The organism is Streptomyces europaeiscabiei (genome assembly GCF_001550375.1).
Lineage (GTDB): Bacteria > Actinomycetota > Actinomycetes > Streptomycetales > Streptomycetaceae > Streptomyces > Streptomyces europaeiscabiei.
On the sequence record NZ_LRTR01000662.1, the window covers coordinates 1 to 24,215 of the forward strand.

The window sequence follows — 24,215 nt, forward strand, 5'->3', positions numbered from 1 at the left end:
GGCGCCGTTCGCGCCTGCGGCCCCGTCCGGCGTCCGGTGGTCCTCGCCCAGGCGGCCGTCGCGGACCCGGACGGTGCGGTCGCACCGGCGCGCCACGTCCTCGTCGTGGGTGACCACGACGAGTGCGGCTCCCTGCCTGCGGGTGGTGGTGACCAGCAGGTCGATGACCTCCATACCGGTGACCTGGTCCAGTGCGCCCGTGGGCTCGTCGGCGAAGATCACCTGCGGGCCGCCGACCAGCGCGCGGGCGATGGCCACACGCTGCGCCTGCCCGCCGGACAGCTGTCCGGGCCGCCGCTCCTCCATACCCGCCAGGCCCAGCGGCGGGAACCACTCCCGCGCCTTCTGGACCGCCTGGCGGCGAGACATGCCGCCGAGCATCAACGGCAGGGCCACGTTCTCGTCGGCGGGCAGCTCCGGCAGCAGCTGGCCGGACTGGAAGACGAAGCCGAAGCGCGTCCGGCGCAGCTCGCTGCGGTGCGGCTCGCCCAGCTCGTCCACGCTCACCCAGGCTTCGTCCAGGGGGACCCCTGTCCCACTTCGCTCGCCGGCGAGCATCACCTGGCCCTCGTCGGGGAGTTCGATGCCGGCGAGGCAGTGCAGCAGGGTGGACTTGCCCGACCCGGACGGGCCCATGATCGCCAGCGACTCGCCCGCCGAGACGGACACGTCGACACCGGCCAGGGCGCGGGTCAGCGCGTAGGACTTCTTCAGACCGGCGGCCACCAGGACGGGGTAGGCGGCGGTCGTGCGGTACGAGTTCATCGGGCGGACTCCACGGTGACAAGGGCGCACAGGAAGAGGCACAGGCCGGCGAACGCCGCCAGGGCCACTTGGAGAACGCCGAGGATCTGCACACCGTCGACGATCCCGCCGTACCACCCCGCCCGTCCTCGGCCGCCGGACCGATCCGGAGCGGCCGGCATCGGCCTGCGGGCCGACCCACGGCTCGGCCACACCTCCGTACCCTTTGCGGCGTGGAACCTGATACTCCGCTCTCCCCGGCCGTCCGGCGCGCCATCACGGTCCCTCTCTGCACGGGTCTGGCCCTGGTGTGGCTGTTCGACCTGGTGACCTACTACGACCCGCAGGACCGCTGGTCGAGCTGGCTGCCCCTGGTCTCCGGACCCCTCGCCGCCGCCGCACTGCTCCTTCCCGCCCGCCGGCCGACTCCCGAATGGCGGGCCGGCGCCGCCGCGCTGGGCTCCTTGGCCCTGACCGTGGGCCTGTGCGCGTATGCGCGGCTCTCCAGCGGTACGTGGGGTCTGCTGGAAACGGTCGCCCTGCTCGTACTGCTCTCCCGGACCGCGCGGCGGGTGGAGCGGCCGGCCACCGCCGTGACACTGTCGGCGGCGCTGGCTGTCGCGGTGATCGCCATGCCGCTGCGCGGGGGCGCGGAGCACTCCTTCTTCCGATACTCCTTCGTGCTGACATTCGCCGTCGGCGCCGCCGTGGGCCTCGGTTGCTACCTGCGCCTCCTGGACGCCCGCCGGACCCGGGCCGTGGCCTCCGTACGCCAGAGTGAGCGCCTGGAACTCGCCCGGGACCTGCACGACTTCGTCGCCCACCACGTCACCGGCATCGTCGTGCACGCCAATGCGGCGCTGGTGATCCAGGAGAGGTCGCCGGAGCAGATCAAGCCGCTGCTGGAGGGAATCTCGCGGGCCGGCGGGGAGACGCTGGACTCCATGCGCCGCCTGGTGCGGGTGTTGCGCGAGGACGACCATCAGGCCGCCCGCCCGGGTGAGCTGCTGACCGAGCTGGACCGCCTGGTCTCCGCGTTCGCCGGGAACGGCACCGAGGCCGGGCTGGACGTCGCATCCGAGGTGCGCGGGATCCGGCTGGCTCCCGAGGTGGAGACGTCCGTCCACCGCGTGGTGCAGGAGGCGCTGACGAACGTGCGCCGCCATGCCCATGACGCGGACGTCGTCGTCCGCCTCGAACTGCACCGGCACTCCCGCGGCGACCGGCTGCGGGTGGAGGTGCGCAACACGGCGCCGCGGACGCGCGTCGCCGTGCCGACCGGCGGGCGGGGCGGCTTCGGCCTGGTGGGCCTGCGGGAACGCGTGGAGGCCGTGGAGGGATCGCTGACCAGCGGCCGGACATCGGACGGCGGCTGGTACGTGCGTGCCGACTTCCCCGTCCTGGCAGCCGTGGAAGGATCACCGGCATGAGCGGCGGCAGTGATCGGAACGAGCCCCGGACGCGCGTACTGATCGCGGACGACCAGGAGATGGTCCGCACCGGCTTCCGGCTGATCCTCGGCACCCAACCCGACCTCGAGGTGATCGGTGAGGCCGCCGACGGCGCCGAGTGCGTCGAACTCGCCCGAAGGATGCGACCCGACGTGTGTCTCGTCGACATCCGTATGCCCAGGCTGGACGGTCTGGAGGTCACCCGGGCCCTGGCCGGGCCAGGGGTCGCCGACCCGATCCGCGTGGTCGTGGTGACCACCTTCGACCAGGACGACTACGCCTACACAGCCCTGCGCAACGGCGCCTGCGGCTTCCTCCTCAAGGACGCCGGCTCCACCCTGCTGATCGAGGCCGTGCGCTCCGCAGCCCGCGGGGATGCCCTGATCTCCCCCGCCGTCACCGTCCGGCTGCTCAAGCACCTCGCCGGACAGCAGCCGCCGGCAGCGGTCCCGCATCCGCTCTCCGAGCGGGAACTCGACGTCGTACGCCTGGTGGCGGTGGGCCGTACCAACCAGGAGGTCTGCGGCGAGCTGTTCGTGTCCCTGGGCACCGTCAAGACCCACCTGGCCAACATCAAGGACAAGCTCGGCGTGCGCAACCGCGTCGAGATCGCCGCCTGGGCCTGGGACACCGGGCTCGTACGCGACCGCCAGACGCCGCCCGCCTGACCTGTGGGTCGGCCCCGGGTCGGCCCACAGGCCGACCCCGGCCGCACGCTCTCGGCCGACGGGCCGAAGCGCAGCCACCGTCCGGCGGGCCACTCTTCCGGTGACAGCCTCACCGCAGCAAACGCATCGCAGGGGGGAAACACGAAATACGTCGCCGCGTCCCTGGCAACCGCGTCACTTCCACCGGGACCGTAAGCCGTGCGGAGGTCGAGAAGCAGGTCCGCGAGAACCACTCCCTGCCGCTCGTCCAGAGGAATCCGAAAACCGTGAAGGTGCGGCGGAGGTCTCAGCGCGCAGCAGCGCGACTCGGTCGAGTGCACCGTGACGTCCGAGAACGGGAAGCGGCAGCAGATCATGGTGTCCGTGACCAAGGCCGACGGGAACAGCGTCTCGTACGACTACGCGGTGCTGGCGGACCAACCGTCGCGGCGATGCACCACATCTCAGTCAGTCACCTGCACCGGCTGTTCCCGGGGCACGGAGACGGAGTCACCGTCCCCACCTGAGGTGCCGCACTGACGGTGTGAACAGGCTCTTCCTGACCCTTGCCCTCACCCGGATGCGGGTACGCCGCGCTCAGCCCGTGCCACGCAGGTCCGTCGCCGGCAAAGCGTCAGGATTGATCTCGGCGAGCATCCGGAGCAGCAGGGAGCGTACGACTTCCCGCTCAGCGGGGGCGAGGACCGCGAGCGCTTCCATATCCAGACGTTCCACCACATCCAGTGCCCGCTCGGCGATACTCGCACCGCTGTCGGTGATGGCCAGCTGGACGGTTCTGCGGTTCGAAGGGTGTTCGCGGCGCATGAGAAGGCCGCGGTCGACCAGCGCGTTGACGGCGGCACCCATGGACTGGGGCGTGAAGCCGGTCCGACGCGCGATCTCGGCGGCGGAGATGCCCGGCGCCCAGACGACGTGCTGCAGAGCGTTGTGCTGGGCAGCCGTGAGGTCGAGCGAACGCAGCGCTCTCTCCAGACGCGTTCCCATCACATGCACCACCTGCCACGCCAGGTAGCCCATGCGCGTGGACGGATCTGCGGGACTGCGGCCCATGAGCGACTCCAACAGTAAGGTGCCTTATATTTCTATGATAGAACTATAAGGCACCTTACAACCAGGGATGGAGCACTCCACCATGTCCACATCACCCACCACTTCCGTCGAACCGCGCCACGCGCCCCATCACCACGCGTTGGACACCGCTCCAGCGCCGCAAGGGGCCACTGGGCTGAAGGGGGTTCTGCTCCCGGTCGTGATCGTGCTGGTCATCGGCTCGATCTTCGTCAGTGTGTTCCTGGCCGCCTTTCACGCCCCGCGGCCGCACGACCTTCCGGTCGCCGTCGTCGGGACGACCCAACGGCTCGAGCAGATCACCGGAGGACTGGAGCTCGGACTGCCCGGTGGATTCGAGGTGAAGCGCTACCCCGACGCGACTGCGGCCCGCCACGCACTGCAGGACCGAAAGGTGTACGCCGCCTATGTCACCGACTCCGGAAGGTCCGCCGAATTGCTCTATGCCGGGGCCAACGGTCCCTCGGTGACCTCGACGGTCACCGGCGCCTTCTCCGGTGTCGCCAAGGCGAACGGCGAGCGGATGACCGTGCAGGACGTCGTGCCTGCCTCGACGGGCGACACCCGCGGCATGTCGGTGTTCTACGCCGGGTTCGGCGTCGTTCTGGCCGGGTTCCTGTTCGGCATGATGACGTACCAGATGGCTCCCCGACTGGAATACCGGTGGAGGCTGGCCAGCCTGGCCTCATTCAGCGTCCTCGCCGGCATTCTGGTGGCCGTGATAGCCGGAAGCCTCGGCTTCGCGGCACTGCCGGGACCCTTCCTGGGCATCGCGGGGGTCATCGCACTGATGGCCGCAGCCGTCGGCAGCGCGACCATGGCGTTCATGCGCGTCTTCGGCAGGGCCGGGATGTCGCTGGCCGCCGTGGTCCTGTTCACCTTCGGCAACAGCACGAGCGGCGGCACTCTGCCCACCGCCTACCTGCCGGACTGGCTCCACCCGTTCTCGGAGATCCTCCCGGTGGGAGTCGGCGTACGAGCCGTCCAGGGCTTGTCCCACTTCAACAACGACGGTCTCACCGCCGGCATCGCCGTCCTGGTGACGTGGATCCTGGTCGCCGTCGCGACGCTCTTCTGGCGTGATGTCAGCGGGTCACGCAGCGCAGCCGTCGCCTGACCCGGCACCCGGCCGAGCGGCATTCCCCGGCCTTGTGTCCAGGGACGGGAGCGGCATCGACCCAAACTCCGTGGCGCACCGCCGCAGCACTGCCGACCGGTAGCGCGCCCGCAAGCAGCACACCGCACTCTCGTAGACTGCGGCCGTGACCGACGCGACGTTCCCCACCACCGGATATCTCGCCTGGCAGTTCTCCCAGATCATCGCCGGACGACTGGAGCGGGCGCTGCGCACGGAGGACCTCACGTTGGCACAGCACAACGCCCTGCAGCAGGCCCTCTGGACGCCGGGCGTGTCCGCCGCGGAGATCGCGCGCCGCTCCGGCATCACCGCCCAGTCCATGGGAGCCGCGGTGACCCAACTCGTCGAGCGAGGACTGCTACGACGTGAACCGCATCCGACCAGCCGCCGCAGCATGCGCCTGTTCGCGACCGCCCAGGGACACGCGACGGCCGCTCGTGCCACGTCGATCGCCCGCCGGATCGAACGGGAGACGACCTCGCCGCTCTCCCCGGACGACAAGGACACCATTCACCGGCTGCTCTACCGCTTGGTCGAGGAACTGAACCCCGACGCCCTCGCATCGACAGTCGAACCTTGAACTGACCCTGGCCGTCCAGCGGATGCCTCTGCGCCCCCCGCGCGTCGATGTGAAAAAGAGAGAGGGAAAGACTGAGCGGGACACAGGTCACCGGGCACAGTGAATGCTGCTCTGGGGATTGAGTCCCGACGCGGACCGTGCGACGTTCATCGGCGCACCGCGAGCGAAAGGACAGAACGCCATGAGCCGTGCCGAGAGCGGTCCGCCGTCGTACGGTTCCACCTGTGGTCGTCCCCGCAGCGAGGCCGTGGAACAGGCCATCCTGGAAGCGGTGATGAAGCTCCTCGAGGACGGCGTCCCGTTGGCCGATCTCTCCGTCGAGCGCATCGCCCGTACCGCCGGCGTCGGCAAGGCGGCCATCTACCGGCGCTGGAGCGCCAAAGAGAATCTGTTCGTCGACGTCATACGCGCCGCTGATCCTGCCGAGCGCGAACTCCCCGGCACCTCGATGCGGGACGACCTGGTCGTTCTGCTGGAGGCACTGCGCCGACGCCGTCTGGCCGGCCGCTCATCGGCGATCCTGCACAACGCGCATGCCCAGATGAGATGCAGCCCGAAGATATGGGCCGCCTACCATGCCGCTGTGATCACTCCCCGGCGCGACCTCGGACTGGAGGTCCTGCGGCGGGGCCGGCTGAACGGGGAACTCCGCACCGACGTCGACCTGGAACTGGCCATCGACATGTTCGTCGGCCCCCTGATCGTCCGCTCGTTCGCGCGCCCCGACCCCGACCTCCCTGACGGACTGGCAGAGCAGATCGTCGACACCGCCCTGAACGGCCTACAGCCCGACAGCTCACCGCGCACTTGACCAGGATGGGCCGCCCGAGAGCGTCACCGTGTCACCGCACTCGTCCGCACCACCGGCCAGGCCGCGCTCCCAACTCCCGTTCTCCGCAGCGGTGTCGAGTCGTCGCGCCAGCCCGGTGATGAAGCGGTCCGGGCCGGCGGTGCAGAGCAAGTTGGTCAGCGAGAAGCCGTACTTCTTCGCGATCCCCGCACTGGTCGCGACGCCGAACTGGAAGTGATGCAGGCCAGGCTCGGAGCGTTCAGTCCCGATCAGGCTGTCGATGCCGAACAGCGCGAGGACCTGGCTGCCGTGCGGGGAGTCATGTACACGGAAGAAGCCCAGGCGGACATCGACCGCTCGCTCGGGCATCCCCGCGGGACGCGGTGGGGCGTCAGGATCCGGGGTCCGCTCGTAGAACGGACCCTGTCCCAGTACGTGCGTGTAAAAGGCGGCCATGTCATCGTAGCGGCCAGTCTTGAGCACGAGTTCGGAGAGCTGCAGCGCGACGGCTGAGGTCTCGCTGGCTGCGGGGGCGGCCGTGCTCTGGGGCGTCGTCGTCATCGTGAGGGCCTCCTTGCCCGTCAGACGGCGGGGTGCAGCGGCCTCGAGGCACGGTGGGTGATCCGCCACTCCGACGGCGCCTGCTTCTTGGACCGCGTTCTCAGCACCGTTCACCGGTTCCGCCACTCCGGCGGGGACTGCCGGACGTGCAGCAGAACCATGTGCTGCAACTCGACCCACTTGTCGTCGCTTCCGTCTTCCTGACCAGTGACGACCTCGTTGGCGAGCACATGGACGGTCTGCCGTCCGGTGGTTGTCTCCCGCTCGCTCAGGAAGCCGAGCATCTCGTCCCGTCCGCGGAAGACCGCCGTGCGCCTCGAACTCGGCGTCGGCGGCGAACGCGCCCATCCCCGCGGCGGCCTGGCCACTGTCGATGTCGCGGTGGTAGCTGACGACCGGGGCACGACAGCGGCCCACAGCATCGCTTCGATCGGCTGGAGACATCACGACGCGCTCCCACCTCTTGAACCCGGGTCAAGCGTAGCACCGCACCCACCTTGTCGATGGGTGCCTACATAGCAAGCTCTTCCACAGAACGACCTAGGCATGCAATTCTGACTCCGGTTCAAGAGATGGGGTCGCGACTGACCCAATCCGTGCTCAGGAAGGCAGGTCCCCTGTGTCTGACCGCAACGAAAGAGCCGGATCTCGGCGTGTCCTGGTCGTTGGGGCGGGGCCCGTGGGGCTCTCGCTCGCGATCGAGCTGGGGTGGCGCGGTGTGCCGGTGACGGTGATCGATCAAAGCGACGGCCGCGTGCCCTTCCCGGCGGGCGAGGCGATCTTCTCCCGCACCATGGAACACCTTCGGCGCTGGGGTTGTGCGGAAGAGGCGCGAGCGGAGTCGGCGCCACCAACGGACTATCCGCATCGCACGGTGTTCGCCACGTCGGTGACGGGACACACGCTCGCCGAATTCGATTACGGGGTCACGAACCGATCTCCCGGTACGTATGGCCCGCTGACGCCGGAGGGCCCCGCGTTCCTGTCCAAGTTCTCGTTCCTGCCGTTGCTCGAACGGACCGCGCTGGGACTGCCCTCGGTCGAGATCAGGTACGCCACGCGCCTGGAGACGTTCGAGCAGGACTCCGACGGTGTCCTCGCCGTGGTGCGTAACCAGGAGAGCGGAGCCTCCGAGACACTGGGCGGCGACTACCTCGTGGCCTGTGACGGTGGCCGCAGCAGCGTCCGCCGGGCGCTGGGCATCGAGTTCGAGGGCATGTTCGCTCAGGGCCACAACTTCGCGGTGCACTTCCGTGCACCGCTACTGCTGGACCTGCTCCGGGAGCGGTTGGGCGGCCCGGCGGTACAGATCCACACACTCTCGTCGGCACGCAGGCCGTACATCACGGTGGTCAACGGCGTGGACGAGTGGCGACTCTCGGTCTACCTGGAGGAAGAGCCGGAACCCGGGGATGCGGTCGCCTGGGTGCACGAAGCCGTCGGTGCGCCCGTCGATGTGGAGATACTCGCCGCCCAGCCCTGGAGCGGGCACTGCGTCGTGGCCCGCGGCTACCGCACCGGGCGCGTGTTCCTCGCGGGTGACTCCGCACATCTGTTGTGGCCCAAGGGAGGCTTCGGCGCCAACACCGGGATCGGCGACGCCATCGACCTCGGCTGGAAGCTCGCCGCCGTCCTCCAGGGCTGGGGAGGCCCCGCGCTGCTCGACAGTTATGAACTGGAGCGGCGACCGATCGCCGTCCGCAACGTCACCGAGGCATCGAGCAACTGGAGTTCCGACTCCCAGCTCACACCTGACGCCGCGCTCGGCCGCGCGGACGCAGAGGGCGACCGGGCACGCAGTGAGATGGGCGAGATGATCCGCCGATCGAGAGGCAAGGAGTTCCGCTGCACGGGCGTACAACTCGGATACCGCTACAGCGGCTCCCCTATCTGCGTGCCGGACGGCACCCCGGAGCCGCCCGACGAGCCGAACGACTACGTCCCGTCGACCTGGCCCGGTTGCCGGGCACCGCACGTCTGGCTGCCGGACGGCAGCTCAGTGCTCGACCACTTCGGCCGCGGCTTCGTGCTCGTGGTCTCGGGGACGGCAGACCCGTCCCCGCTGGCGACGGCCGCGCGCCGGCATGGCCTGCCGTTGACGGTGCTGCGCCTTACCGATCCGGCCGCGGCGAGGCGCTACGAGCGGCCACTGGTGCTGGTACGTCCGGACGGGCACGTCGGGTGGCGGGGCAAACAGGCTCCGGCGGACCCAACCGCGGTGCTCGACCGGCTGCGCGGGGCAGAAGCCGGGAATCCGGCCGCTGGATCGGTCATGTGACGCAGGCTGTCACGGCGAAAGCCGGTACGCGCCAACTCCGAGCCGCCGCGTTCGGCGTCATGCCCTCTTGATTGGTGAACGCCCGGCCAGGATGGACTCCATCAGGAAATGGATCCTCTCATGTGCAGGTCTGTTCCGGTCGTTGGGCACCTTGGCGCCTTCGAACACGGCGACTGCGACATCGCGCAGGAGCGCGGCACCGATGTCCGGGTCGTCGTCGAGGCCGCGCTCGGCCATGACCTCGTCGACCAGTCCGACGATCCAGTCCAGGACAGTACTGTGGGCGGCACCAACCGTCTCGGAATGTTGAAGCCGGTCATGCATGGCCTGGTGCACCGTCCTGTACAAGCGCATGTCGGGCAGCCCGCGCACCAGCCGGCTCAGGGGGGCGGCGCCCGCCTGCTCCGCGTTGAGGGTGCGGATCTCGCGGCTGAGCATCCGGTCCGTCACCGCGGCGAAGATGTCGTCCTTCGAGTTGAAGTACCAGTAGACGTTGCCCCTGGCCACACCGGCGGCGGCGCTGATGTCCGCCATCGTGGCCTTCTCGTAGCCCTTGGCGAGAAAGAGCTCCGTCGCCGCGGCGAGCAGATCACCCGCCCGCTCTTCACGGCGGATCTGTTGGCGGTTCCGCGGCGTCCCGGGCTCCTCCGACGTGTTCAGCTCGTCTCAACTGAGTGCAGACAGCGAGCTGGACGGGCCTGACGGCGATGAAGGGATCTCGCCCGGAAGCCTGCGCGACGGCTGTATGGCGTGGACCCGCGCTGTGTCCCCTGCCCGGAGACACAGCGCGGGTCTGGTCGGGGTTACGGCACCAGGACGATTTTTCCGCTGGTGTGGCCGGTCATGATCTGGCGATGGGCGGCAGCGGCTTCGCCGAGCGGGTGGCTGCCGGCGATCAGGACGCGCAGTCGCCCTGCCTCCGCAGCCTCGGTGAGCTGCAGGCGGGCGGCGGCACGGACGTCCGTGCCCGGATCTGCGCCGGGACCGCCACCGAGGAGCTTGATGCCGGCCTGGGCCCCGCGCCCGAAGCCCGCGATGGTCGCGATGCGGGAACGGTCCGCCACGAGTTCCACGGAGACGTCCACCGCCTCGTCGGTGCCCACCAGGTCTGCCGCCGCCTGGACACCCTCCGGTGCTGCCGCGCGCACCCGGTCGGCCAGGCCGGGCCCGTACGCGATGGGGATCGCTCCCAGGTCACGCAGCAGGTCGTGCCTGGCCGGGCTTGCCGTTCCCAGGACCGTGGCGCCGCGCGCGGCCGCCAGCTGCACGGCCATCAGGCCGACTCCGCCGGCGGCGCCGTGGATCAGCACCGACTCGTCCTTGCGCAGGCCGATCGCCTCGAGAACGTGCACGGCGGTGACGCCGACGACCATCAGGCCGCCCGCCTGCTCCCAGGACAGGCCGGCGGGCTTCGGCACCACTGACGAGGCCGGCACGACGAGTTCGGCGGCGTACGCGCCGGGCGCACGATAGGCGATCACCTCGTCGCCGACCTCGACCGGACCTGCGGGGCCGGTCGCGTCGGCACCCACCGCGGTCACCACACCCGCCGCCTCGACACCCAGTCGCATCGGCAGATTCGCCAGATCGGTCCCGAAGACACCGCTGTACATCTTCTGATCAAAGGGGTTGACGCCGGCGGCACGGACCGCGAGACGAACCTGGCCCGGCCCGGGATCCGGGACGGTGACATCGATCACCGACAGGACCTCGGGACCGCCGTATGCACTCGCTACTACTGCTTCGCTCATTTCGGAGGCCAACTCTGTTCCGGAGGGGTTCATTCCACCCACTCGTGGTCACTTCCATCCGCCTGTACGCACTGGGGATGGTGTGCGCTGGGGCATCGGTGCCTGATGCCTGCCTGGGCCAACGGGGCGAGCGTCGGTTCGGTGAGCGGCGCAGGACTCGGGCTAGCGCCATTGCCGCGGCCCGGTATTCGCGCCTCGCGGGGGCTGGCGCCGGCCCGCCACAGATTATAAGCCACCTTACTGTTTTTGGTGTGCGGATATGGGGGTGCTCGGGCTGGTCGCGTGCGTGCGAGTTCGGCGAGGATCGTCGGCCACCGGGAGACTTCGCGGTCTGTGAGGACCAGCAGAGCCCTGACCAGGGCCAGCTTCGGGTCGGTGCGGACCTTTCCGAGCACGCACCAGTTCTCGCGGTGGGCGAACCCGAACTCGACCGGGGTCCGGGCGGCCTTGTAGCCAACGATCGCTGTCGTCGAGTCCGACGAATCTAAGGGTCGGCGATGGCACCGAGGCCGACCACTCGCAGTTTGCCGGTGAACTGGTCGTGCGACGGCAGGCGGTGCACTCCGAGGTCCGTCCGGACCGGGTGACCCGAGACCCACAACAGCAGGCTCGCGACGCGCTCGCGGCGACAGGTCGCATGGCTCTCTCGACACCCGCCGACGGTGGTTCTTCGTACTTGAGCCCCTGTCGCAGCGTCACCGGAGGGGAAGCTCACCCCAGATCATCGCCGGCACCACCTACGACCTGGTCGTCGTTGCCTCACCTACCCGGAAGCCGGCCGCTTCGCAAGAAAGGCCATCCGCTCCTCGCGCATAGAATCCGCTCATGGCCAAGAACCGCCCGGTGAAGCGGACCCCCAGCGCACCCACCGGTGAACACAGCCCCGGCGGACAGGCCGAGCCTGAAAGGCACAGCGAGTGCGCGGAACCGATCCGCTGGCTGAACGAGGAAGAACTCCACGCCTGGATGGCCCTGGCCGGCATGGTCACCAAGCTGCCCGCGGCACTGGATCGACAGCTCCAGCGCGACGCCGGGCTCACGCACTTCGAGTACCAAGTCCTCGTAGGGCTGGCCCGGGCCCCCGAGCGCACCCTTCGCATCAGCGAGCTGGCCGACTTCACCGGGGGTCAGCTGCCGCGTCTGTCCCAGGTCGCGACCCGCATGGAGCGACGCGGCTGGCTCACCCGCCGCCCCGACCCCACCGACGGCCGTTACACCCTGGCCTGCCTGACCGCCGCAGGGACGGAGAAGCTCGAGGTCAGCGCCCCGGGCCACGTCGCCGCGGTCCGCCGCCTCATCTTCGACAGCCTCTCCCCCACGCAGGTGCGTCAGATGGCCCAGATCGCGAGGCGCATCGCGCAGGCGGCGGGCAGCACCGAGTCCCTCTGATCCTGAGGCCGTGACATCCCGGTTCAGGCACGAGGCATCACTTCATACGTGAAGTGAATTACTTTGACGGATCACTTGCACCGTGAAGTGACACCCGGATATAACTTCACGCATGAAGTGATCGGGAGGGCGCGGTGCCCACGCCGTCGCCCGCCGTTCGGACCAGGCGTCCGGGCAGCAACCCGCCCGTCGACGCGGGCCGGACGCCCAAGAGCGACCTCGGGATTCGTAAGCCTTGCAGAGACGTAGGAGCAAGCCATGGCAGAGGAATCCGGCAACACCCTGGCCACGAGACGCGGAATGCTCGGGATAGCCGGGGCGGTAGCGGGCGGACTGGCGGTCAGCCAGATGGCGGCCGGCAACGCCTCGGCCGCCACCGGCAGCGGCGGATCGATCGCGACGCGGACGCTCAGCCTGGCCCAGGCTCAGCGGCTCGCCGAGGCCGCCGTCCGCTACGTGCGGGACCACCCCAACCTTCCTCCCATGTATGTGGTGGTCGTCGACTCCGCCGGCGAAGCCAAGGCGTCCCTTCGCATGGACAACAACAGCTCAGCGGCGGCCATGTTGGTACCGCACAAAGCACACACCGCGCGCACCTTCCGGACCGCCACCGCCGACCTGGCCTCCAACATCAAGGACCCGGGCCAGATCGCCTCCCTCGTCGCCGCTGGCGGTAGCCTGCTGGCCGGCGGTCGACCGATCTTCGAGAACAGCCAGTTCATCGGCGCCCTCGCCGTCGGCGGAGGCACCCCGGCCCAGGACGACGAGGTAGCCCGCGCCGCGCTGACCGCACTCTGACCCCCTGACGAGACGGCACACCATCCTCACCCCTGCACGCTTCGTGCAGGGCCGCCCGCCTCGTCGTCATCGTGGCTGCGGATGCCCCGTCGGCCGGCGCATCCGCAGCCGCGCGTCATGGGATCCCCGCGCCTGCCTGGCTGCAACCCGTGGTCGGTCGGCTCAGCCCCAGCCCTGCCACTGTGACACCCGCCCTCAGCCCGGCGCATCACTGCCAGGCCCATCACCACCACCGCTGAACGCATCGGCCGGCAGGTTCAGGACCCGCTCGTCCCGGACCTCCTGAAGCTGCTCGGCCAACTCATCAGCAAGCGTGCCCGGTTCACTCCGGCGAGCCGTGATCCACTCCAGCTCCCGCATCCCCGCATCCCCACGTCCTCCCGGCCCGGAGAGGACCGTGGGAGCGGCACTGCGGCCGGCGCAGCAGAATCCGACACCGCACCGGCCAGAACGATCTTCACGCTGGACACCGGCCGACGACCAGCGTGAGCCTCCCACCCGCCCCCTCGCACCAGACCCGTGACCCGCAAACCTCATGTTGCACAGCGCTCAGTCGGAATCGCTCGACGGATCCGTACGGCCCGGTAGCGCAAAACCCCGCACGGCGCTCGCAGCGCAGTACCTGCACGTCATACGACGTACCGGGCATGCCCGGTACTCATCCCGGATCGGCAGCAAACCGTCTCGAATCAGCCAGGAGGGTTTCCCATCATGCCCTTGCGCCACCTGCCACCCCGCGACCAGCACCTTTTCTGGCAGTACGGCTGCGGCCCCACCGCCGTCCTCCCCGACCCGTTGGTCCACCACGCTGTCGAACGGCAGGCCGCCGCCACCCCGCACGCCGTCGCCGCCGAACACCTGGGTGCCACGATCACCTACGGCGAGCTCGACAGGTACGCGGACGCCCTCGCCGCCCGCCTGGTCCGCGAGGGTGTACGGCCCGGCGACCACGTCGGCCTCTTCGTACTCCGCTCGATCCCGATGCTCGTCGGCCTGCTCGGCATCCTGAAGGCGGGCGCCGCCTACGTCCCGCAGGACATCAGCCTCACGCCCCCGGCCCAGCTCGGGCACGTGATCCGCACCGCCGACACCCGCGTGATCCTTACCCTCGCCGACCATGCCGCCCGCGTCCCGCGGCCCACCGGGCACCGCCTGATCGCTCTCGACACCGAGCCCCTGCCACAGGCCCCCGGCCCCCGGCCCCCGGCCGGCGATCCGTCCCGACGACGGCTGCTACGTCCTGTTCACCCTCGGCACCACCGGCGACCCCAACGGCGTCAAGGTCACCCACCGCAACGTCGCCAACATCCTGCTCACCGAACCTGGTTCGCTCGGCATCCGCCCCGGCGACCGCGTGCCCCAACTCCTCGACATAGCCTCCGACATCGCCGCCTGGGAGATCCTCGGCTGCCTCGCCCACGGCGGCACCCTCGTCATCCGCGGCAAGGACATCGCGGCAGCGGCCCGCACGGCGGACGTGATCGTCGCCACCCCAACCGTCCTGTCCGGCATCGACCCCGCCGCCTGCCCGCACGTCCGCACAGTCGCCGTCGCCGGGGAGCCCTGCCCGCGCCCGCTCGCCGACCGCTGGGCGGCACGCGCCGCCTTCTTCAACTGCTGCGGCCCGACGGAGACGACGATCGTCCACACGATGCGCCGCCACGACCCGACGGCACCCCTCCTCACCATCGGCCGCCCCACCCCCAACAACAAGGTGTACGTCCTCGACGCGGGCCGCCGGGCGCTGCCGATCGGCGAGGTCGGCGAGATGTGGGCGGGCGGCGCCTGCGTCTCCGCCGGCTATCTCGGCAACGATCGCCTGAACGCCGAGCGCTACGCCCCCGACCCCTTCCTCGGCCCCGGCCACCGCATGTTCCGCACCCGTGACCTCGGCCGCTGGACCCCCGACGGCGAGCTCGAACACCTCGGCCGCACCGACGACTAGCTCAATGTGCGCGGCTTCCGCATCGAACTCGACTCCGTCTCCTCAGTGATGGGAGTCGGTCGCGGGGTGCATGCGCGTGGTGACCCTGAAACGGGACGCCGACAACCTCGTCTCGTTCGTCTGCCCGGCCGACGTCGACCCGGACAAGGCCCGCCGCGCGGTGGCGGACGTACGGCCGTACTACTGCGTTCCGTCGGAGATCCTGCCGCTCGTGTCCCTCCCGGAGCGGAGACGGACTGCGGCAATATCGACAAGCAGGTGCTGCTACGGCTGGCCGAGAAGTTCACGGCGGTGGCCCGATCGCGACCTCACTGAACCGGGAGACCGCCGAGCCGCACCGCTCGCCTCCGCACCCAGACGGCTCGTCAAGCACCCGCGGTCGATGCACTACAAGCGGCCGGCCAGGCTGATCCTGCCGATCAACGGAGCGTACGCAGCGACAAGTTGGCCTCTGTCGACGCCATCCCTCGCCCACGCGTCCCTTGCCGACCTCGCCCTCGCCGTACTCATCCGCCAGCAGTACGTCATCAACGTCCTGTTCCGGCTGGCCACTTCGGCGGTCGCTTCCTCACCCTCGCGGCGCAGGCGTACGCCGACACCCGCGAAGCCGCGCTGAAGACCAAACGCGACCACCTGGTCACCGCGCTCGGCGTTGGACGATGCACCGCCTCGCGAACGCGGGGTCGGTTGTCAGCGCCGACCGGTTTGCCCGCCGCGAGCACGCTCCCGATCGCGTGCTCGTACCGCCTCGGTGACCGTCGGTGCGTTCGGGTTTCCGGGGTGGCCAGCAAGATGACGGGCTGCGTGCATACCGTCTCCTGCGGTCGACGATGCCCGTGACGATTCCCCTTGTGGCGTTTCGACGGCCCTCGGATGTCAGGAGAGGTCGGCGAGGTCTTCTTCGCTGAGAGTGATCCCGGCGGCGGCCATGTTGTCCTCCAAGTGCGAGAGGGAGCCCGTACCGGGGATAGCCAGGGTCACCGGTGAGGCGGCCAGCAGCCAGGCCAGGCCGATCTGCGACACGGTGGCGCCGTGCCGGGCCGCGACCTTGGCGAGCCGTTCGTCGTCGAGTTCCCGGCCGCCCCCCAGTGGGAAGAAGGGCACGAATGCGATGTCGGCCTCCTCGCAGGCGGCCAGCAGCTGCACGTCGTCGCGTTTGGCGACGTGGAACTGGTTCTGCACCGCAACGACCGGGGCGATCGCGCGTGCCTCCGCGAGATGAGCGGTGTCGACGTTGCTGAGGCCGAGGTGACGGATCAGGCCCTCCTCCCGCAGCGCCGCGAGCGCCTCGAAGCGCTCGGCAAGCGACTCGCCGTGCGGGGGTTCCATCCGGCCGACGCGCAGGTAGACCAGATCGAGGCGGTCCACGCCCAGGCCATCGAGGTTGGTCTCCACCAAGCCGCGCATGTCGGCCGGGGTGGCGGCCCGGCGGAAGCCATCGGGGCGGCGGATGGGCCCCACCTTGGTGGCGATGACCAGGTCGGACGCATAAGGGTGGAGGGCTTCACGGATCAGGGTGTTCGCGCGAACCGCATCACCGGCGCTGACGTAGAAGTCGGCGGTGTCCAAGTGGTTGACACCCAGCTCGACGCCGCGGCGCAACACGGCACGGCCGGCCTCGGGGTCGCGGGCCGGCCCGCCCATGCCCTCCTTGGACGGCAGGCGCATGGTACCGAAGCCGAGCCGGTTGACGGCCAGGTCGCCGCCGAGGCGGAATTCATTACTCATGGGCCCAGCCTGCATGGCCCGCAACCCGCTGACGAGGCCGTGGCACCTTGCTGCCAGAGGCACAATGAACGCATGCCACAGCACATGGCCCTCAAAGGTGACCTTGAACTGCACGCGCGGATCAAGCCCTTGGTGGAGTTGTATGGCGCGGAATGGGTCAGCGCCGCGCGCGACCTCGACACCTGGCCGAACGCCCGCGATTCCGCTCGTCTGCGGATACGACGTGACGGAACACGTCAGGCCCGCAAGCTGTACAGTCCCGCCGTGCTCGCCGACGAGCGCGACCGGGAGGTGCTGCGCGAGATGGCCGCCCATGGCATACAGGTGCGGATCAGCGCCACCCCATTGCCCCAGGGAACGGTCTTCATCGACCGGCGAACCATGTTCCTTACCGACCCCGATGCCGCGCCCTCGTCCGCTCACGGTCCCCGGCGCCGTACGTACACGATGAGTGCCGAACCTGCCCTGGTCAGCGGGGCATACGCACTGTTCGAAGCCGCGTGGGAGACGGCCACCGACCTGGCGGCCCTTTCCGACGCCGACCGGCCCCGCATTGACGCGCAAGCCCGCGAGGTGCTGTACGCACTGGGCTCCGGAATGACCGACGTGGCAGCTGCACGCGAACTGGGCATGTCGCTGCGCACCTACCGCCGCAGAGTCGCCGAACTCCTTGTAGCCCTGGGCGCCGACTCACGCTTCCAGGCCGGAATGCGCGCGGGCGAGTTGGGCCTGACCCGCCGGTGAGCAGACCTACGCCCGGGCCGAAGCCGACTCAGGTGTCGAGGTTCGCGGCGACGGTGGAGCTACCGCTTGACCGGAGCCGGCACCGCCTTGGGCCCGGCATCCTCCCGTGTCCGGTCCGGCGCCCCCACCAGTCAGTCTCACGTTGCCCGACCACAACGGCCACACCGAGAGCGTCAACACCCGCACCAAGCGGATCACACGCAGATCCATGGACGCGTCGGATTCGATCTCCTCCGTCACCGCATCCTCCTGCCTTGAGTGACACCCGGGGTCACCACCGGCTACGGGCCAGATCCGCTCGTGCGAGGTACGACATCAGCCTCTCGGCCGGAGCAAAATTGATTCATATACTTGAAGGTAATCAAGTACTTGGCAAGCACCCGGGTGCCGTATTCTCACCGGGTGACAAAGGATGACGCGCGGTCGATCCCTGCCGAGCACCTGACCCGGGTGACCTGGGCCCTGCGGCGGGCGGAGTGGGCTGTGCAGGCCCGGAAGGACCAGCGGCTACGACCCCTGGGCATCGCGGCCGCGCAGTACACCCTGCTGATCTCCGTCCACAGCGATCCCGGCCTGACCGGCGCGGAACTGGCCCGGCGCCTGAACGTCACCCCGCAAGCGGTGGCCTCCCAGGTGGCCCGCTTGGAGGAGCGGGGGCAACTGGAGCGCCGACCGCACCCTCGCCACCGCCACGTGCAGGAACTGCACCTCACCGACGCCGGCCGCGACTCCCTGCACGATGCCGATGCCGTGATCGTGGGGATCGAACAGCGGATCGCCGAGAAGCTCGGTCCGAAGAAAGCCGCACAGCTGAGGGCACTGCTCGACGAGGTGGCCGACGTGGTCCGGGAAGCGTGAGACGGTGGGCTCACCGACCGTCTCCCCCACCACAAAGGTGGGCGCCTGCGATTGGTGTCCCTCCGTTCCCGCGATCAGAACGAACGATCCGGCGCTCGGCGCGTCGAGACGGGAACACCCTCCGGAATGCGCGACAGCCCGGCCCAGCCGTCGACCGGTGAGATCAGCGTGGCTTCACGGGTGGTAAGTGCCTCATGAGGCGGCTGTTGGCCGGCGGTCGTACAACGCATCCTCATACCGCCGTCGACGGCGGCCAAGTGGTGACCCTCAACATGGACGCAGACCCACCTGTCGTCGCCGCCTGAGTATCCCGGCCGATGCCGCTGCCGCCGACTGCAAGGGCATCGACCCGAACCCCCGCAATGACGCGTGCTCCCGGGCGACGAGCCACCTCGCCCGACCCGTCACAGGCTGCGGGTAAAGGCGTCCCCATGACCTTCGAGTACGCAATCGGATCCGCAGCTCACGGCCCTCGCGAGTCGAAGGTCGACCTTGTTCGATCACAGCAGGCGCCGACGGACGTCACCCCAAGGTCGCTGCCACCGACGACGGCGTACCGCGGTCGTGGTACGAGCAGTGACCGCCGCAGGGCGACGCAGGCGCCGACCCCCTTGCACGAACCTTGAGGCCCAGAACAACCCGGAGGTGGACTGTGATCGAAGTGAACGACCTCAGCAAGAGGTACGGCGACAAGCTCGCAGTCGACGCGCTGAGCTTCACCGTGCGTCCTGGAGCGGTGACGGGTTTCCTCGGGCCCAATGGGGCAGGCAAGTCGACGACGATGCGGATGGTCATGGGGCTGGACCGCCCGTCGTCCGGGACCGTCCGCGTCGACGGCCGCCGCTACGAGCAGATCAAGGCTCCCCTGCAGGAGATCGGGGCGCTGCTGGAGGCGAAGTCGATCCACCCCGGGCGCTCGGCATATCAGCACCTGCTCGCGCTGGCGGCGAGCAACGGCATCGGCAAGCGGCGGGTGCTGGAGGTGATCGACATGGCCGGTCTGACGGAGGTGGCCCGCAAGCGGGCGGGCGGCTTCTCACTGGGTATGGGGCAACGGCTGGGCATCGCCTCGGCACTGCTCGGCGACCCGCACATCGTCATGCTGGACGAGCCGGTCAACGGCCTCGACCCCGAGGGCGTGCTGTGGATCCGCAACCTCCTGAAGGACCTCGCGGACCAGGGGCGCACCGTCTTCGTGTCCTCCCACCTGATGACCGAGATGGCATTGATCGCCGAGGACCTCATCGTGATCGGGCGCGGCCGACTGCTGTCCGCGGGTCCGCTCGCCGACTTCATCGCCCAGTCCCCCGGTCGGAGCGTACGGGTGCAGTCGCCGCAGGCCGCGTCCTTGCGTGACCTGTTGGTCGGTGACGGCGTCTCGGTCAGCAGCAGCCGGCCCGGCGTGCTGGACGTCATGGGGCTGGAGGCCGCCGAGATCGGCGAACGTGCCGCGGCCGCCGGGCTGGTTCTGCACGAGTTGTTCGTTCAGGAGGCTTCGCTGGAGGAGGCGTTCATGGAGCTGACCCGCGACTCCGTCGAATACCGCGCCACCACCACCGAGTTCGCCGCTGCCGGAAGGACGAACCGATGAGCACCAGTGCCCTCGACACCCAGGACGCGCAGAAGACGACCGGGACCACCGTTCGACATGCGGGCGGTCAACGCGTGACCTTTCCGCGGGTGGTCCACATGGAATGGATCAAGCTGCGGTCGCTGCGCTCGACGCTCTACACGCTGGCGATCACCGTGGCCCTGGTCATCGGCTTCGGGCTGCTGTTCAGCAGTGTGGTCGGCTCGGGAGACGGCCCGGGTGAGGATGATTTCGGAGACCCGACCTCGATCAGTCTGGGCGGGGTGATGCTCGCCTCGCTGGCCGTCGCGGTGCTCGGGGTACTGATGAGCGCCGGCGAATACGCCACCGGATCCATCCGGGCCACGCTGGCCGCGGTCCCCGCACGCCTGCCAGTACTGTGGGGCAAGGTGACCGTCTTCGCCGTGGTGAGCTTCGTGCTCATGTTCGTCGCGGTCCTGGGGGCCTTTCTGGCCGGTCAGTCGGTTCTGTCCTCCCGCGGTCTGGACACCGCCGTACTGTCGGACCAGGGGGTGTTCCGGGCACTTGTCGGCGCGGCGGTCCACCTCACCGGTGCAGGGCTGATCGGCCTGGCGGTCGGCTTCCTGCTGCGCAACACCGCCGGGGCGATCACCCTGGTGGTGGGCACGCTGTTCGTGGTGCCCGGCCTGATCCAGCTCCTGCCCAGCAGTTGGAACGACGCCATCGGCCCGTACCTGCCGTCGAACGCGGCGAACGCGGTCATGACAGTGCGGACGTCCAGTGACTCGCTGTCACCCGGGTTCGGGCTGGTGGTGTTCGTCGGCTACATCGTCGTGCTCCTGGCCGGCGCGGCCGTCCTGCTCAAGCGACGCGACGCGTGACACCGTTTGTCGCGCCGACCCGCTCGTACGCCTTCAGGCTTGAGGACAGGCTGCCACCTGTCCCCAACCGAGGATCTGTATAAGGAACGGTGAAGCCGTGATCGGACCGGCGTCGCTGCGACGGGTGACCGGCACTCACCCACGTCTGGTGGATGCCGCCCTCGCCACCCTGGTGGGCTGTATCGGCCTGCTGCCTCTGCTGTTCGGACGGTGGCCCGACGGCATACGGCCGTCGGGCGCTGACGCCGTCGCCACGGCGGCCGCGTTCCTGCTTCTGCTGGCCCGCCGCCGGGCACCGCTGCCCGTTCTGGCGCTGGCAGTGCTTGGAGAGGTGGCTTTCACCATCCTCGCGTCGTATCCGTCGCGGGCACTGAAGCTCGCCGCGTTGATCGCGGTCTACACCGTGGCCCGAACGGTCCGTCGGCGAACCGCCTTGTTCGCCGCCTTGGGAACGGCCCTCGCCCTGTACGCCGTCATCACCTGGGCGACGGATTCGGCCTCCAGCCAGGAAGCCGGCGCCGTGTTCGCCTGGACCGGGATGTTCGCCGCCGTCGGGGGCACCGTGCGCACCTGGCACGACTACGTCGCCGCGATGGAGGAGCGAGCGCTGCGGGCGGAGGAGAGCAAGGAAGAAGAGGCCCGCCGCAGGGTCGCCGAAGAGCGGCTGCGCATCGCAAGGGAACTCCATGACGTGATCGCCCACCACATCGCTCTGATCACCATTCAGGCAGGAGTCGCCGGTCGCTTCCTTCGGGGCCGACCGGATCAGGCCGAGGTGGCGCTCGGTCACATCCGTGAGGCGGGCCGCACAGTCCTGGACAAACTGGGCCCGCTGCTGCACGTACTACGGCAGTCCGGCGACGAGACGGAGGCGACTCAGCCGACCGAACCCGTGCCCGGCCTGTCCCGCCTCGGAGGGCTCCTCGAATCGCTGACCGCCGCCGGGCTGAGCGTCCGCCACCGGCAGGCCGGCCACCCGCACCCCCTGCCGACCGCCATCGACCTGGCCGCATACCGCGTCATCCAGGAGGGGCTGACCAACGCGCACAAGCACGGCGCGACCGCCGAGGCGGACCTGCTCGTCGACTACGGGCCCGACGAACTGTGCGTTCGGATCACCAACCCCCTGCACTCCGGCCCGTACCCTGCGTCGGCCGCGATGGGCACCGGGCACGGGCTGACGGGCATGCGCGAGCGCGCCCACGCAGTCGGCGGCAGCCTCCATGCCGGAGCAGACACCGCCGGTTGCTTTCGCCTCGTTGTGCGGCTACCGCTGCCCGCCGCCGGACCACCGGCCGACAACCGAACGTCAGATCGGTCCGGCACGGCCCTGCCCGCGACCGCCACCGCCACCGCCACCGCCACCGAGGGGAGGCAGGGATGACCATCCGCGTGCTGCTCGCCGACGACCAGGCCCTCGTCCGCACCTGCTTCCGCATGCTCATCGAGTCGGAGCCGGACCTGGAGGTCGTCGGAGAGGCCGCGACGGGCGAAGAGGCGGTCAGACTGGCCCGCAGCGCCCGCGCCGACGTCGTGCTGATGGACATCCGGATGCCCGACATGGACGGCCTCGCCGCCACGCGCGCCATCTCGGCGGACGAAGACCTCGCGGGCGTACGGGTGCTGATCCTGACGACCTTCGAAGCCGACGAGCACGTCTTCCAGGCGCTACGTGCCGGGGCCAGCGGGTTCCTCGGAAAGAGCGTGGAGCTCTCCTATCTCCTCGACGCCATCCGGCTGGTCGCCCTCGGAGAGGCGCTGTTGTCACCCAGGGCGACCAGGGCACTCATCGCCCACTACCTCACCACACCCGACAGGACGAGCGCTCCGGCCCCGGAGCTGACGTCCCTGACCGACCGCGAGCGCCAAGTACTCGATCTCGTGGCCGCCGGCCTCTCCAACGACGCCATCGCCGAGCAGCTCCACATCTCGCCCTCGACCGCCAAGACACACGTGAACCACATCATGACCAAGCTCGGCGTCCGCGACCGCGCCCAACTCGTCGTGATCGCCTACCAGACCGGCCACGCCCACCCCGGCGCGTGACCGTCCGCACACCACTCAGTGGGGCAGGTACCCTGCGGCTGCCGGACGGCGTCTGTGCGGGGGTTACGGCGCCGTCACCAGGCCGGGCAGAGGCTGCGCGGGAAGGTGGATGGGGCCGGCGCCGTGTGACAGGGGCCGGCCGGTGGCACGGTTGGTATGGGCGATGATCTCCGACGTGATGGAGATCGCTGTCTCCTCGCGAGTACGGGCTCCGATGTCCAGGCCGATCGGCGAGTGCAGACGCGCCAGTTGGTCCTGGGAGACGCCGGCTTCCCGGAGCAGGTCGACGCGGTGCTCGTGGGTGCGTCGCGAGCCCATGGCGCCGACGTAGCCGACGGGAAGGGTCAGTGCCAGCCGCAGCAGGGGGATGTCGAACTTGGCGTCGTGGGTGAGGACGCAGACGGCGGTGCGGGCGTCGGTCTCGGTGGCCGCGAGGTAGCGGTGGGGCCAGTCGGTGACAACCTCGTCGGCGTGCGGGAAGCGGGCCTGGGTGGCGAAGACCGGGCGGGCGTCGCAGACGGTCACCCGGTAACCGAGGAAGCTCCCCGCCCGGCTGAGGGCGGCGGCGAAGTCGACGGCGCCGAAGATCAGCATGCGGGGGCGGGACCCGTGCACGTGGACGAGGACGGTGAGCTTGCGCGGGCAGGTGCCGTCGTCCGAGTTCCCTGGTTCTCCCCCACCGCCGCCGACCTCGATCAAGGCGGTGCGACCCGCCCGCAGGAGTGCACGCGCATGCGCCACGACCGCCCGGTCCTCGCTCTCGTCGCCGAGCGTGCCCTCGTGGGCCCCCTCGTCGGGGACATGGAGCGTACGGCCGACGAGCTCACCAGGACCGTCCACGACGTGGGCCACGGCCGACGGAAGTCCGGCGGTCACGGCATCGAGGGCGGCGGCGAGATGGGGTTGGGCGCCGGGCTCCACGCGCTGTACCAGGACGTCGATCTCTCCGCCGCAGGTCAGGCCGGCGGCGAAGGCATCCGAGTCGGAGTACCCGAACGCAACGCGTGCGGGGGCAGCGCGGTCTGCCAGCACCTGGCGGCCGAGTTCGTACACCGCTGCCTCGACACAGCCGCCGGAGATGCCACCGACCGCGTTGCCGTCGGCGTCCACGGCCAGTGCGGTGCCGACCGGCAGGGGTGCGCTTCCTCTGAGGCCGATGACGGTGGCGAGGGCGAACGGCCGGCCCTCGTGGCACCAGTCGTGCAGTGTGTCCGTGATGTTCAGCATGGGGGGCTTTCCGTTGGG

Annotated in this window: 24 protein-coding genes and 1 pseudogene; 16 read left to right on the forward strand and 9 right to left on the reverse strand. The window is 69.7% G+C overall.

What is annotated here, in order from left to right:
• Nucleotides 1-765 (reverse strand): ABC transporter ATP-binding protein (locus tag AWZ10_RS32165; RefSeq protein WP_060892735.1); only part of this gene is annotated, 765 nt, incomplete at its 3' end.
• Between the two features lie 212 nt (nucleotides 766-977).
• Here AWZ10_RS32165 and AWZ10_RS32170 point away from each other — a divergent pair.
• Both AWZ10_RS32170 and AWZ10_RS32175 read left to right on the forward strand, forming a co-directional pair.
• Nucleotides 978-2,174 carry a sensor histidine kinase gene (locus AWZ10_RS32170; protein ID WP_060892736.1) on the forward strand — a complete coding sequence of 399 codons (1,197 nt, stop codon included), beginning with the start codon at nucleotides 978-980 and terminating at the stop codon, nucleotides 2,172-2,174.
• On the forward strand, nucleotides 2,171-2,863 hold the full coding sequence (locus AWZ10_RS32175; RefSeq protein ID WP_060892737.1) for a response regulator: 693 nt from the start codon (nucleotides 2,171-2,173) through the stop codon (nucleotides 2,861-2,863). The genes AWZ10_RS32170 and AWZ10_RS32175 overlap by 4 nt, the downstream gene beginning before the upstream one ends.
• 576 nt (nucleotides 2,864-3,439) lie before the next feature.
• Here AWZ10_RS32175 and AWZ10_RS32185 read toward each other — a convergent pair.
• A complete protein-coding gene (locus AWZ10_RS32185; protein ID WP_052769433.1) occupies nucleotides 3,440-3,913 on the reverse strand; it encodes a MarR family winged helix-turn-helix transcriptional regulator in 474 nt (157 codons plus the stop codon).
• A gap of 82 nt (nucleotides 3,914-3,995) precedes the next feature.
• Here AWZ10_RS32185 and AWZ10_RS32190 point away from each other — a divergent pair, with 82 nt between their 5' ends.
• The 3 genes from AWZ10_RS32190 (at nucleotide 3,996) to AWZ10_RS32200 (ending at nucleotide 6,460) form a co-directional block, all read left to right on the forward strand.
• Nucleotides 3,996-5,048 carry an ABC transporter permease gene (locus AWZ10_RS32190; protein ID WP_244172613.1) on the forward strand — a complete coding sequence of 351 codons (1,053 nt, stop codon included), beginning with the start codon at nucleotides 3,996-3,998 and terminating at the stop codon, nucleotides 5,046-5,048.
• Between the two features lie 145 nt (nucleotides 5,049-5,193).
• Nucleotides 5,194-5,649, forward strand: coding sequence for a MarR family winged helix-turn-helix transcriptional regulator (locus AWZ10_RS32195; RefSeq protein ID WP_046702415.1), 456 nt, complete (start codon nucleotides 5,194-5,196; stop codon nucleotides 5,647-5,649).
• Nucleotides 5,650-5,830: 181 nt separating this feature from the next.
• Entirely contained in the window at nucleotides 5,831-6,460 is a 630-nt protein-coding gene (locus tag AWZ10_RS32200) for a TetR/AcrR family transcriptional regulator (RefSeq protein WP_060892739.1), read from the forward strand.
• Here AWZ10_RS32200 and AWZ10_RS55530 read toward each other — a convergent pair.
• Both AWZ10_RS55530 and AWZ10_RS51730 read right to left on the reverse strand, forming a co-directional pair.
• On the reverse strand, nucleotides 6,446-7,000 hold the full coding sequence (locus tag AWZ10_RS55530) for a VOC family protein (protein ID WP_060892740.1): 555 nt from the start codon (nucleotides 6,998-7,000) through the stop codon (nucleotides 6,446-6,448). The genes AWZ10_RS32200 and AWZ10_RS55530 overlap by 15 nt on opposite strands.
• Nucleotides 7,001-7,110: 110 nt before the next feature.
• Nucleotides 7,111-7,284 (reverse strand): hypothetical protein, encoded by a 174-nt coding sequence (locus AWZ10_RS51730; protein WP_159058425.1) that lies wholly within the window; start codon nucleotides 7,282-7,284, stop codon nucleotides 7,111-7,113.
• 395 nt (nucleotides 7,285-7,679) lie between these two features.
• Between AWZ10_RS51730 and AWZ10_RS32210 the strand changes: the two genes are divergently transcribed.
• Complete coding sequence (locus AWZ10_RS32210) at nucleotides 7,680-9,278, forward strand: FAD-dependent monooxygenase (protein ID WP_208618591.1); 1,599 nt, start codon at nucleotides 7,680-7,682, stop codon at nucleotides 9,276-9,278.
• Between the two features lie 57 nt (nucleotides 9,279-9,335).
• Here the strand turns inward: AWZ10_RS32210 and AWZ10_RS32215 are convergent, their stop codons facing one another.
• Nucleotides 9,336-9,938 carry a TetR/AcrR family transcriptional regulator gene (locus tag AWZ10_RS32215; RefSeq protein WP_079104517.1) on the reverse strand — a complete coding sequence of 201 codons (603 nt, stop codon included), beginning with the start codon at nucleotides 9,936-9,938 and terminating at the stop codon, nucleotides 9,336-9,338.
• Between the two features lie 143 nt (nucleotides 9,939-10,081).
• Nucleotides 10,082-11,029, reverse strand: a complete 948-nt coding sequence (locus AWZ10_RS32220) for a quinone oxidoreductase family protein (RefSeq protein ID WP_060892742.1) — start codon at nucleotides 11,027-11,029, stop codon at nucleotides 10,082-10,084.
• An 825-nt stretch (nucleotides 11,030-11,854) separates the two neighbouring features.
• On the opposite strand from AWZ10_RS32220, the gene AWZ10_RS32225 reads away from it, so the two are divergent.
• Together AWZ10_RS32225 and AWZ10_RS32230 are read left to right on the forward strand one after the other, a co-directional pair.
• On the forward strand, nucleotides 11,855-12,418 hold the full coding sequence (locus AWZ10_RS32225; protein ID WP_079104519.1) for a MarR family winged helix-turn-helix transcriptional regulator: 564 nt from the start codon (nucleotides 11,855-11,857) through the stop codon (nucleotides 12,416-12,418).
• A 258-nt stretch (nucleotides 12,419-12,676) separates the two neighbouring features.
• Entirely contained in the window at nucleotides 12,677-13,216 is a 540-nt protein-coding gene (locus AWZ10_RS32230; protein WP_060892743.1) for a GlcG/HbpS family heme-binding protein, read from the forward strand.
• 195 nt (nucleotides 13,217-13,411) lie between these two features.
• Here the strand turns inward: AWZ10_RS32230 and AWZ10_RS51735 are convergent, their stop codons facing one another.
• Complete coding sequence (locus AWZ10_RS51735) at nucleotides 13,412-13,576, reverse strand: hypothetical protein (protein WP_159014885.1); 165 nt, start codon at nucleotides 13,574-13,576, stop codon at nucleotides 13,412-13,414.
• A gap of 351 nt (nucleotides 13,577-13,927) precedes the next feature.
• Here AWZ10_RS51735 and AWZ10_RS55875 point away from each other — a divergent pair.
• Together AWZ10_RS55875 and AWZ10_RS55880 are read left to right on the forward strand one after the other, a co-directional pair.
• Nucleotides 13,928-15,476, forward strand: a pseudogene (locus AWZ10_RS55875) (amino acid adenylation domain-containing protein).
• A gap of 67 nt (nucleotides 15,477-15,543) precedes the next feature.
• The gene (locus tag AWZ10_RS55880) at nucleotides 15,544-15,777 is read left to right on the forward strand and encodes a hypothetical protein (RefSeq protein ID WP_199845806.1); all 234 of its coding nucleotides are present in this window, start codon (nucleotides 15,544-15,546) and stop codon (nucleotides 15,775-15,777) included.
• A 260-nt stretch (nucleotides 15,778-16,037) separates the two neighbouring features.
• Here AWZ10_RS55880 and AWZ10_RS32245 read toward each other — a convergent pair whose 3' ends face one another.
• Nucleotides 16,038-16,889, reverse strand: coding sequence for an aldo/keto reductase (locus AWZ10_RS32245; protein WP_060892744.1), 852 nt, complete (start codon nucleotides 16,887-16,889; stop codon nucleotides 16,038-16,040).
• A 72-nt stretch (nucleotides 16,890-16,961) separates the two neighbouring features.
• Here AWZ10_RS32245 and AWZ10_RS32250 point away from each other — a divergent pair, with 72 nt between their 5' ends.
• From AWZ10_RS32250 to AWZ10_RS32275, 6 genes are all read left to right on the forward strand, one after another.
• Complete coding sequence (locus AWZ10_RS32250; protein WP_060892745.1) at nucleotides 16,962-17,633, forward strand: helix-turn-helix transcriptional regulator; 672 nt, start codon at nucleotides 16,962-16,964, stop codon at nucleotides 17,631-17,633.
• A gap of 402 nt (nucleotides 17,634-18,035) precedes the next feature.
• The gene (locus AWZ10_RS32255) at nucleotides 18,036-18,491 is read left to right on the forward strand and encodes a MarR family winged helix-turn-helix transcriptional regulator (protein ID WP_060892746.1); all 456 of its coding nucleotides are present in this window, start codon (nucleotides 18,036-18,038) and stop codon (nucleotides 18,489-18,491) included.
• A gap of 652 nt (nucleotides 18,492-19,143) precedes the next feature.
• Complete coding sequence (locus AWZ10_RS32260) at nucleotides 19,144-20,082, forward strand: ABC transporter ATP-binding protein (RefSeq protein ID WP_046702424.1); 939 nt, start codon at nucleotides 19,144-19,146, stop codon at nucleotides 20,080-20,082.
• Complete coding sequence (locus AWZ10_RS32265) at nucleotides 20,079-20,924, forward strand: ABC transporter permease (protein WP_060892747.1); 846 nt, start codon at nucleotides 20,079-20,081, stop codon at nucleotides 20,922-20,924. The genes AWZ10_RS32260 and AWZ10_RS32265 overlap by 4 nt, the downstream gene beginning before the upstream one ends.
• A gap of 97 nt (nucleotides 20,925-21,021) precedes the next feature.
• Nucleotides 21,022-22,308, forward strand: a complete 1,287-nt coding sequence (locus AWZ10_RS32270) for a sensor histidine kinase (protein ID WP_060892748.1) — start codon at nucleotides 21,022-21,024, stop codon at nucleotides 22,306-22,308.
• Complete coding sequence (locus tag AWZ10_RS32275; RefSeq protein WP_046702426.1) at nucleotides 22,305-22,970, forward strand: response regulator; 666 nt, start codon at nucleotides 22,305-22,307, stop codon at nucleotides 22,968-22,970. The genes AWZ10_RS32270 and AWZ10_RS32275 overlap by 4 nt, the downstream gene beginning before the upstream one ends.
• A gap of 63 nt (nucleotides 22,971-23,033) precedes the next feature.
• Here AWZ10_RS32275 and AWZ10_RS32280 read toward each other — a convergent pair whose 3' ends face one another.
• Entirely contained in the window at nucleotides 23,034-24,197 is a 1,164-nt protein-coding gene (locus AWZ10_RS32280) for an XdhC family protein (protein ID WP_060892749.1), read from the reverse strand.
• Between the last annotated feature and the right edge of the window lie 18 nt (nucleotides 24,198-24,215).

Bases quoted from the DNA above. Each gene is read 5' to 3' on its own strand.
- AWZ10_RS32200 (WP_060892739.1), top strand. From the start codon at position 5,831: ATGAGCCGTGCCGAGAGCGGTCCGCCGTCGTACGGTTCCACCTGTGGT.
- AWZ10_RS32275 (WP_046702426.1), top strand. From the start codon at position 22,305: ATGACCATCCGCGTGCTGCTCGCCGACGACCAGGCCCTCGTCCGCACC.
- AWZ10_RS32280 (WP_060892749.1), bottom strand. From the start codon at position 24,197: ATGCTGAACATCACGGACACACTGCACGACTGGTGCCACGAGGGCCGG.
- AWZ10_RS32225 (WP_079104519.1), top strand. From the start codon at position 11,855: ATGGCCAAGAACCGCCCGGTGAAGCGGACCCCCAGCGCACCCACCGGT.
- AWZ10_RS55880 (WP_199845806.1), top strand. From the start codon at position 15,544: ATGCACTACAAGCGGCCGGCCAGGCTGATCCTGCCGATCAACGGAGCG.
- AWZ10_RS32250 (WP_060892745.1), top strand. From the start codon at position 16,962: ATGCCACAGCACATGGCCCTCAAAGGTGACCTTGAACTGCACGCGCGG.
- AWZ10_RS55530 (WP_060892740.1), bottom strand. From the start codon at position 7,000: ATGACGACGACGCCCCAGAGCACGGCCGCCCCCGCAGCCAGCGAGACC.
- AWZ10_RS32185 (WP_052769433.1), bottom strand. From the start codon at position 3,913: ATGGGCCGCAGTCCCGCAGATCCGTCCACGCGCATGGGCTACCTGGCG.
- AWZ10_RS32230 (WP_060892743.1), top strand. From the start codon at position 12,677: ATGGCAGAGGAATCCGGCAACACCCTGGCCACGAGACGCGGAATGCTC.
- AWZ10_RS32265 (WP_060892747.1), top strand. From the start codon at position 20,079: ATGAGCACCAGTGCCCTCGACACCCAGGACGCGCAGAAGACGACCGGG.
- AWZ10_RS51735 (WP_159014885.1), bottom strand. From the start codon at position 13,576: ATGCGGGAGCTGGAGTGGATCACGGCTCGCCGGAGTGAACCGGGCACG.
- AWZ10_RS32245 (WP_060892744.1), bottom strand. From the start codon at position 16,889: ATGAGTAATGAATTCCGCCTCGGCGGCGACCTGGCCGTCAACCGGCTC.
- AWZ10_RS32190 (WP_244172613.1), top strand. From the start codon at position 3,996: ATGTCCACATCACCCACCACTTCCGTCGAACCGCGCCACGCGCCCCAT.
- AWZ10_RS32175 (WP_060892737.1), top strand. From the start codon at position 2,171: ATGAGCGGCGGCAGTGATCGGAACGAGCCCCGGACGCGCGTACTGATC.
- AWZ10_RS32220 (WP_060892742.1), bottom strand. From the start codon at position 11,029: ATGAGCGAAGCAGTAGTAGCGAGTGCATACGGCGGTCCCGAGGTCCTG.
- AWZ10_RS51730 (WP_159058425.1), bottom strand. From the start codon at position 7,284: ATGCTCGGCTTCCTGAGCGAGCGGGAGACAACCACCGGACGGCAGACC.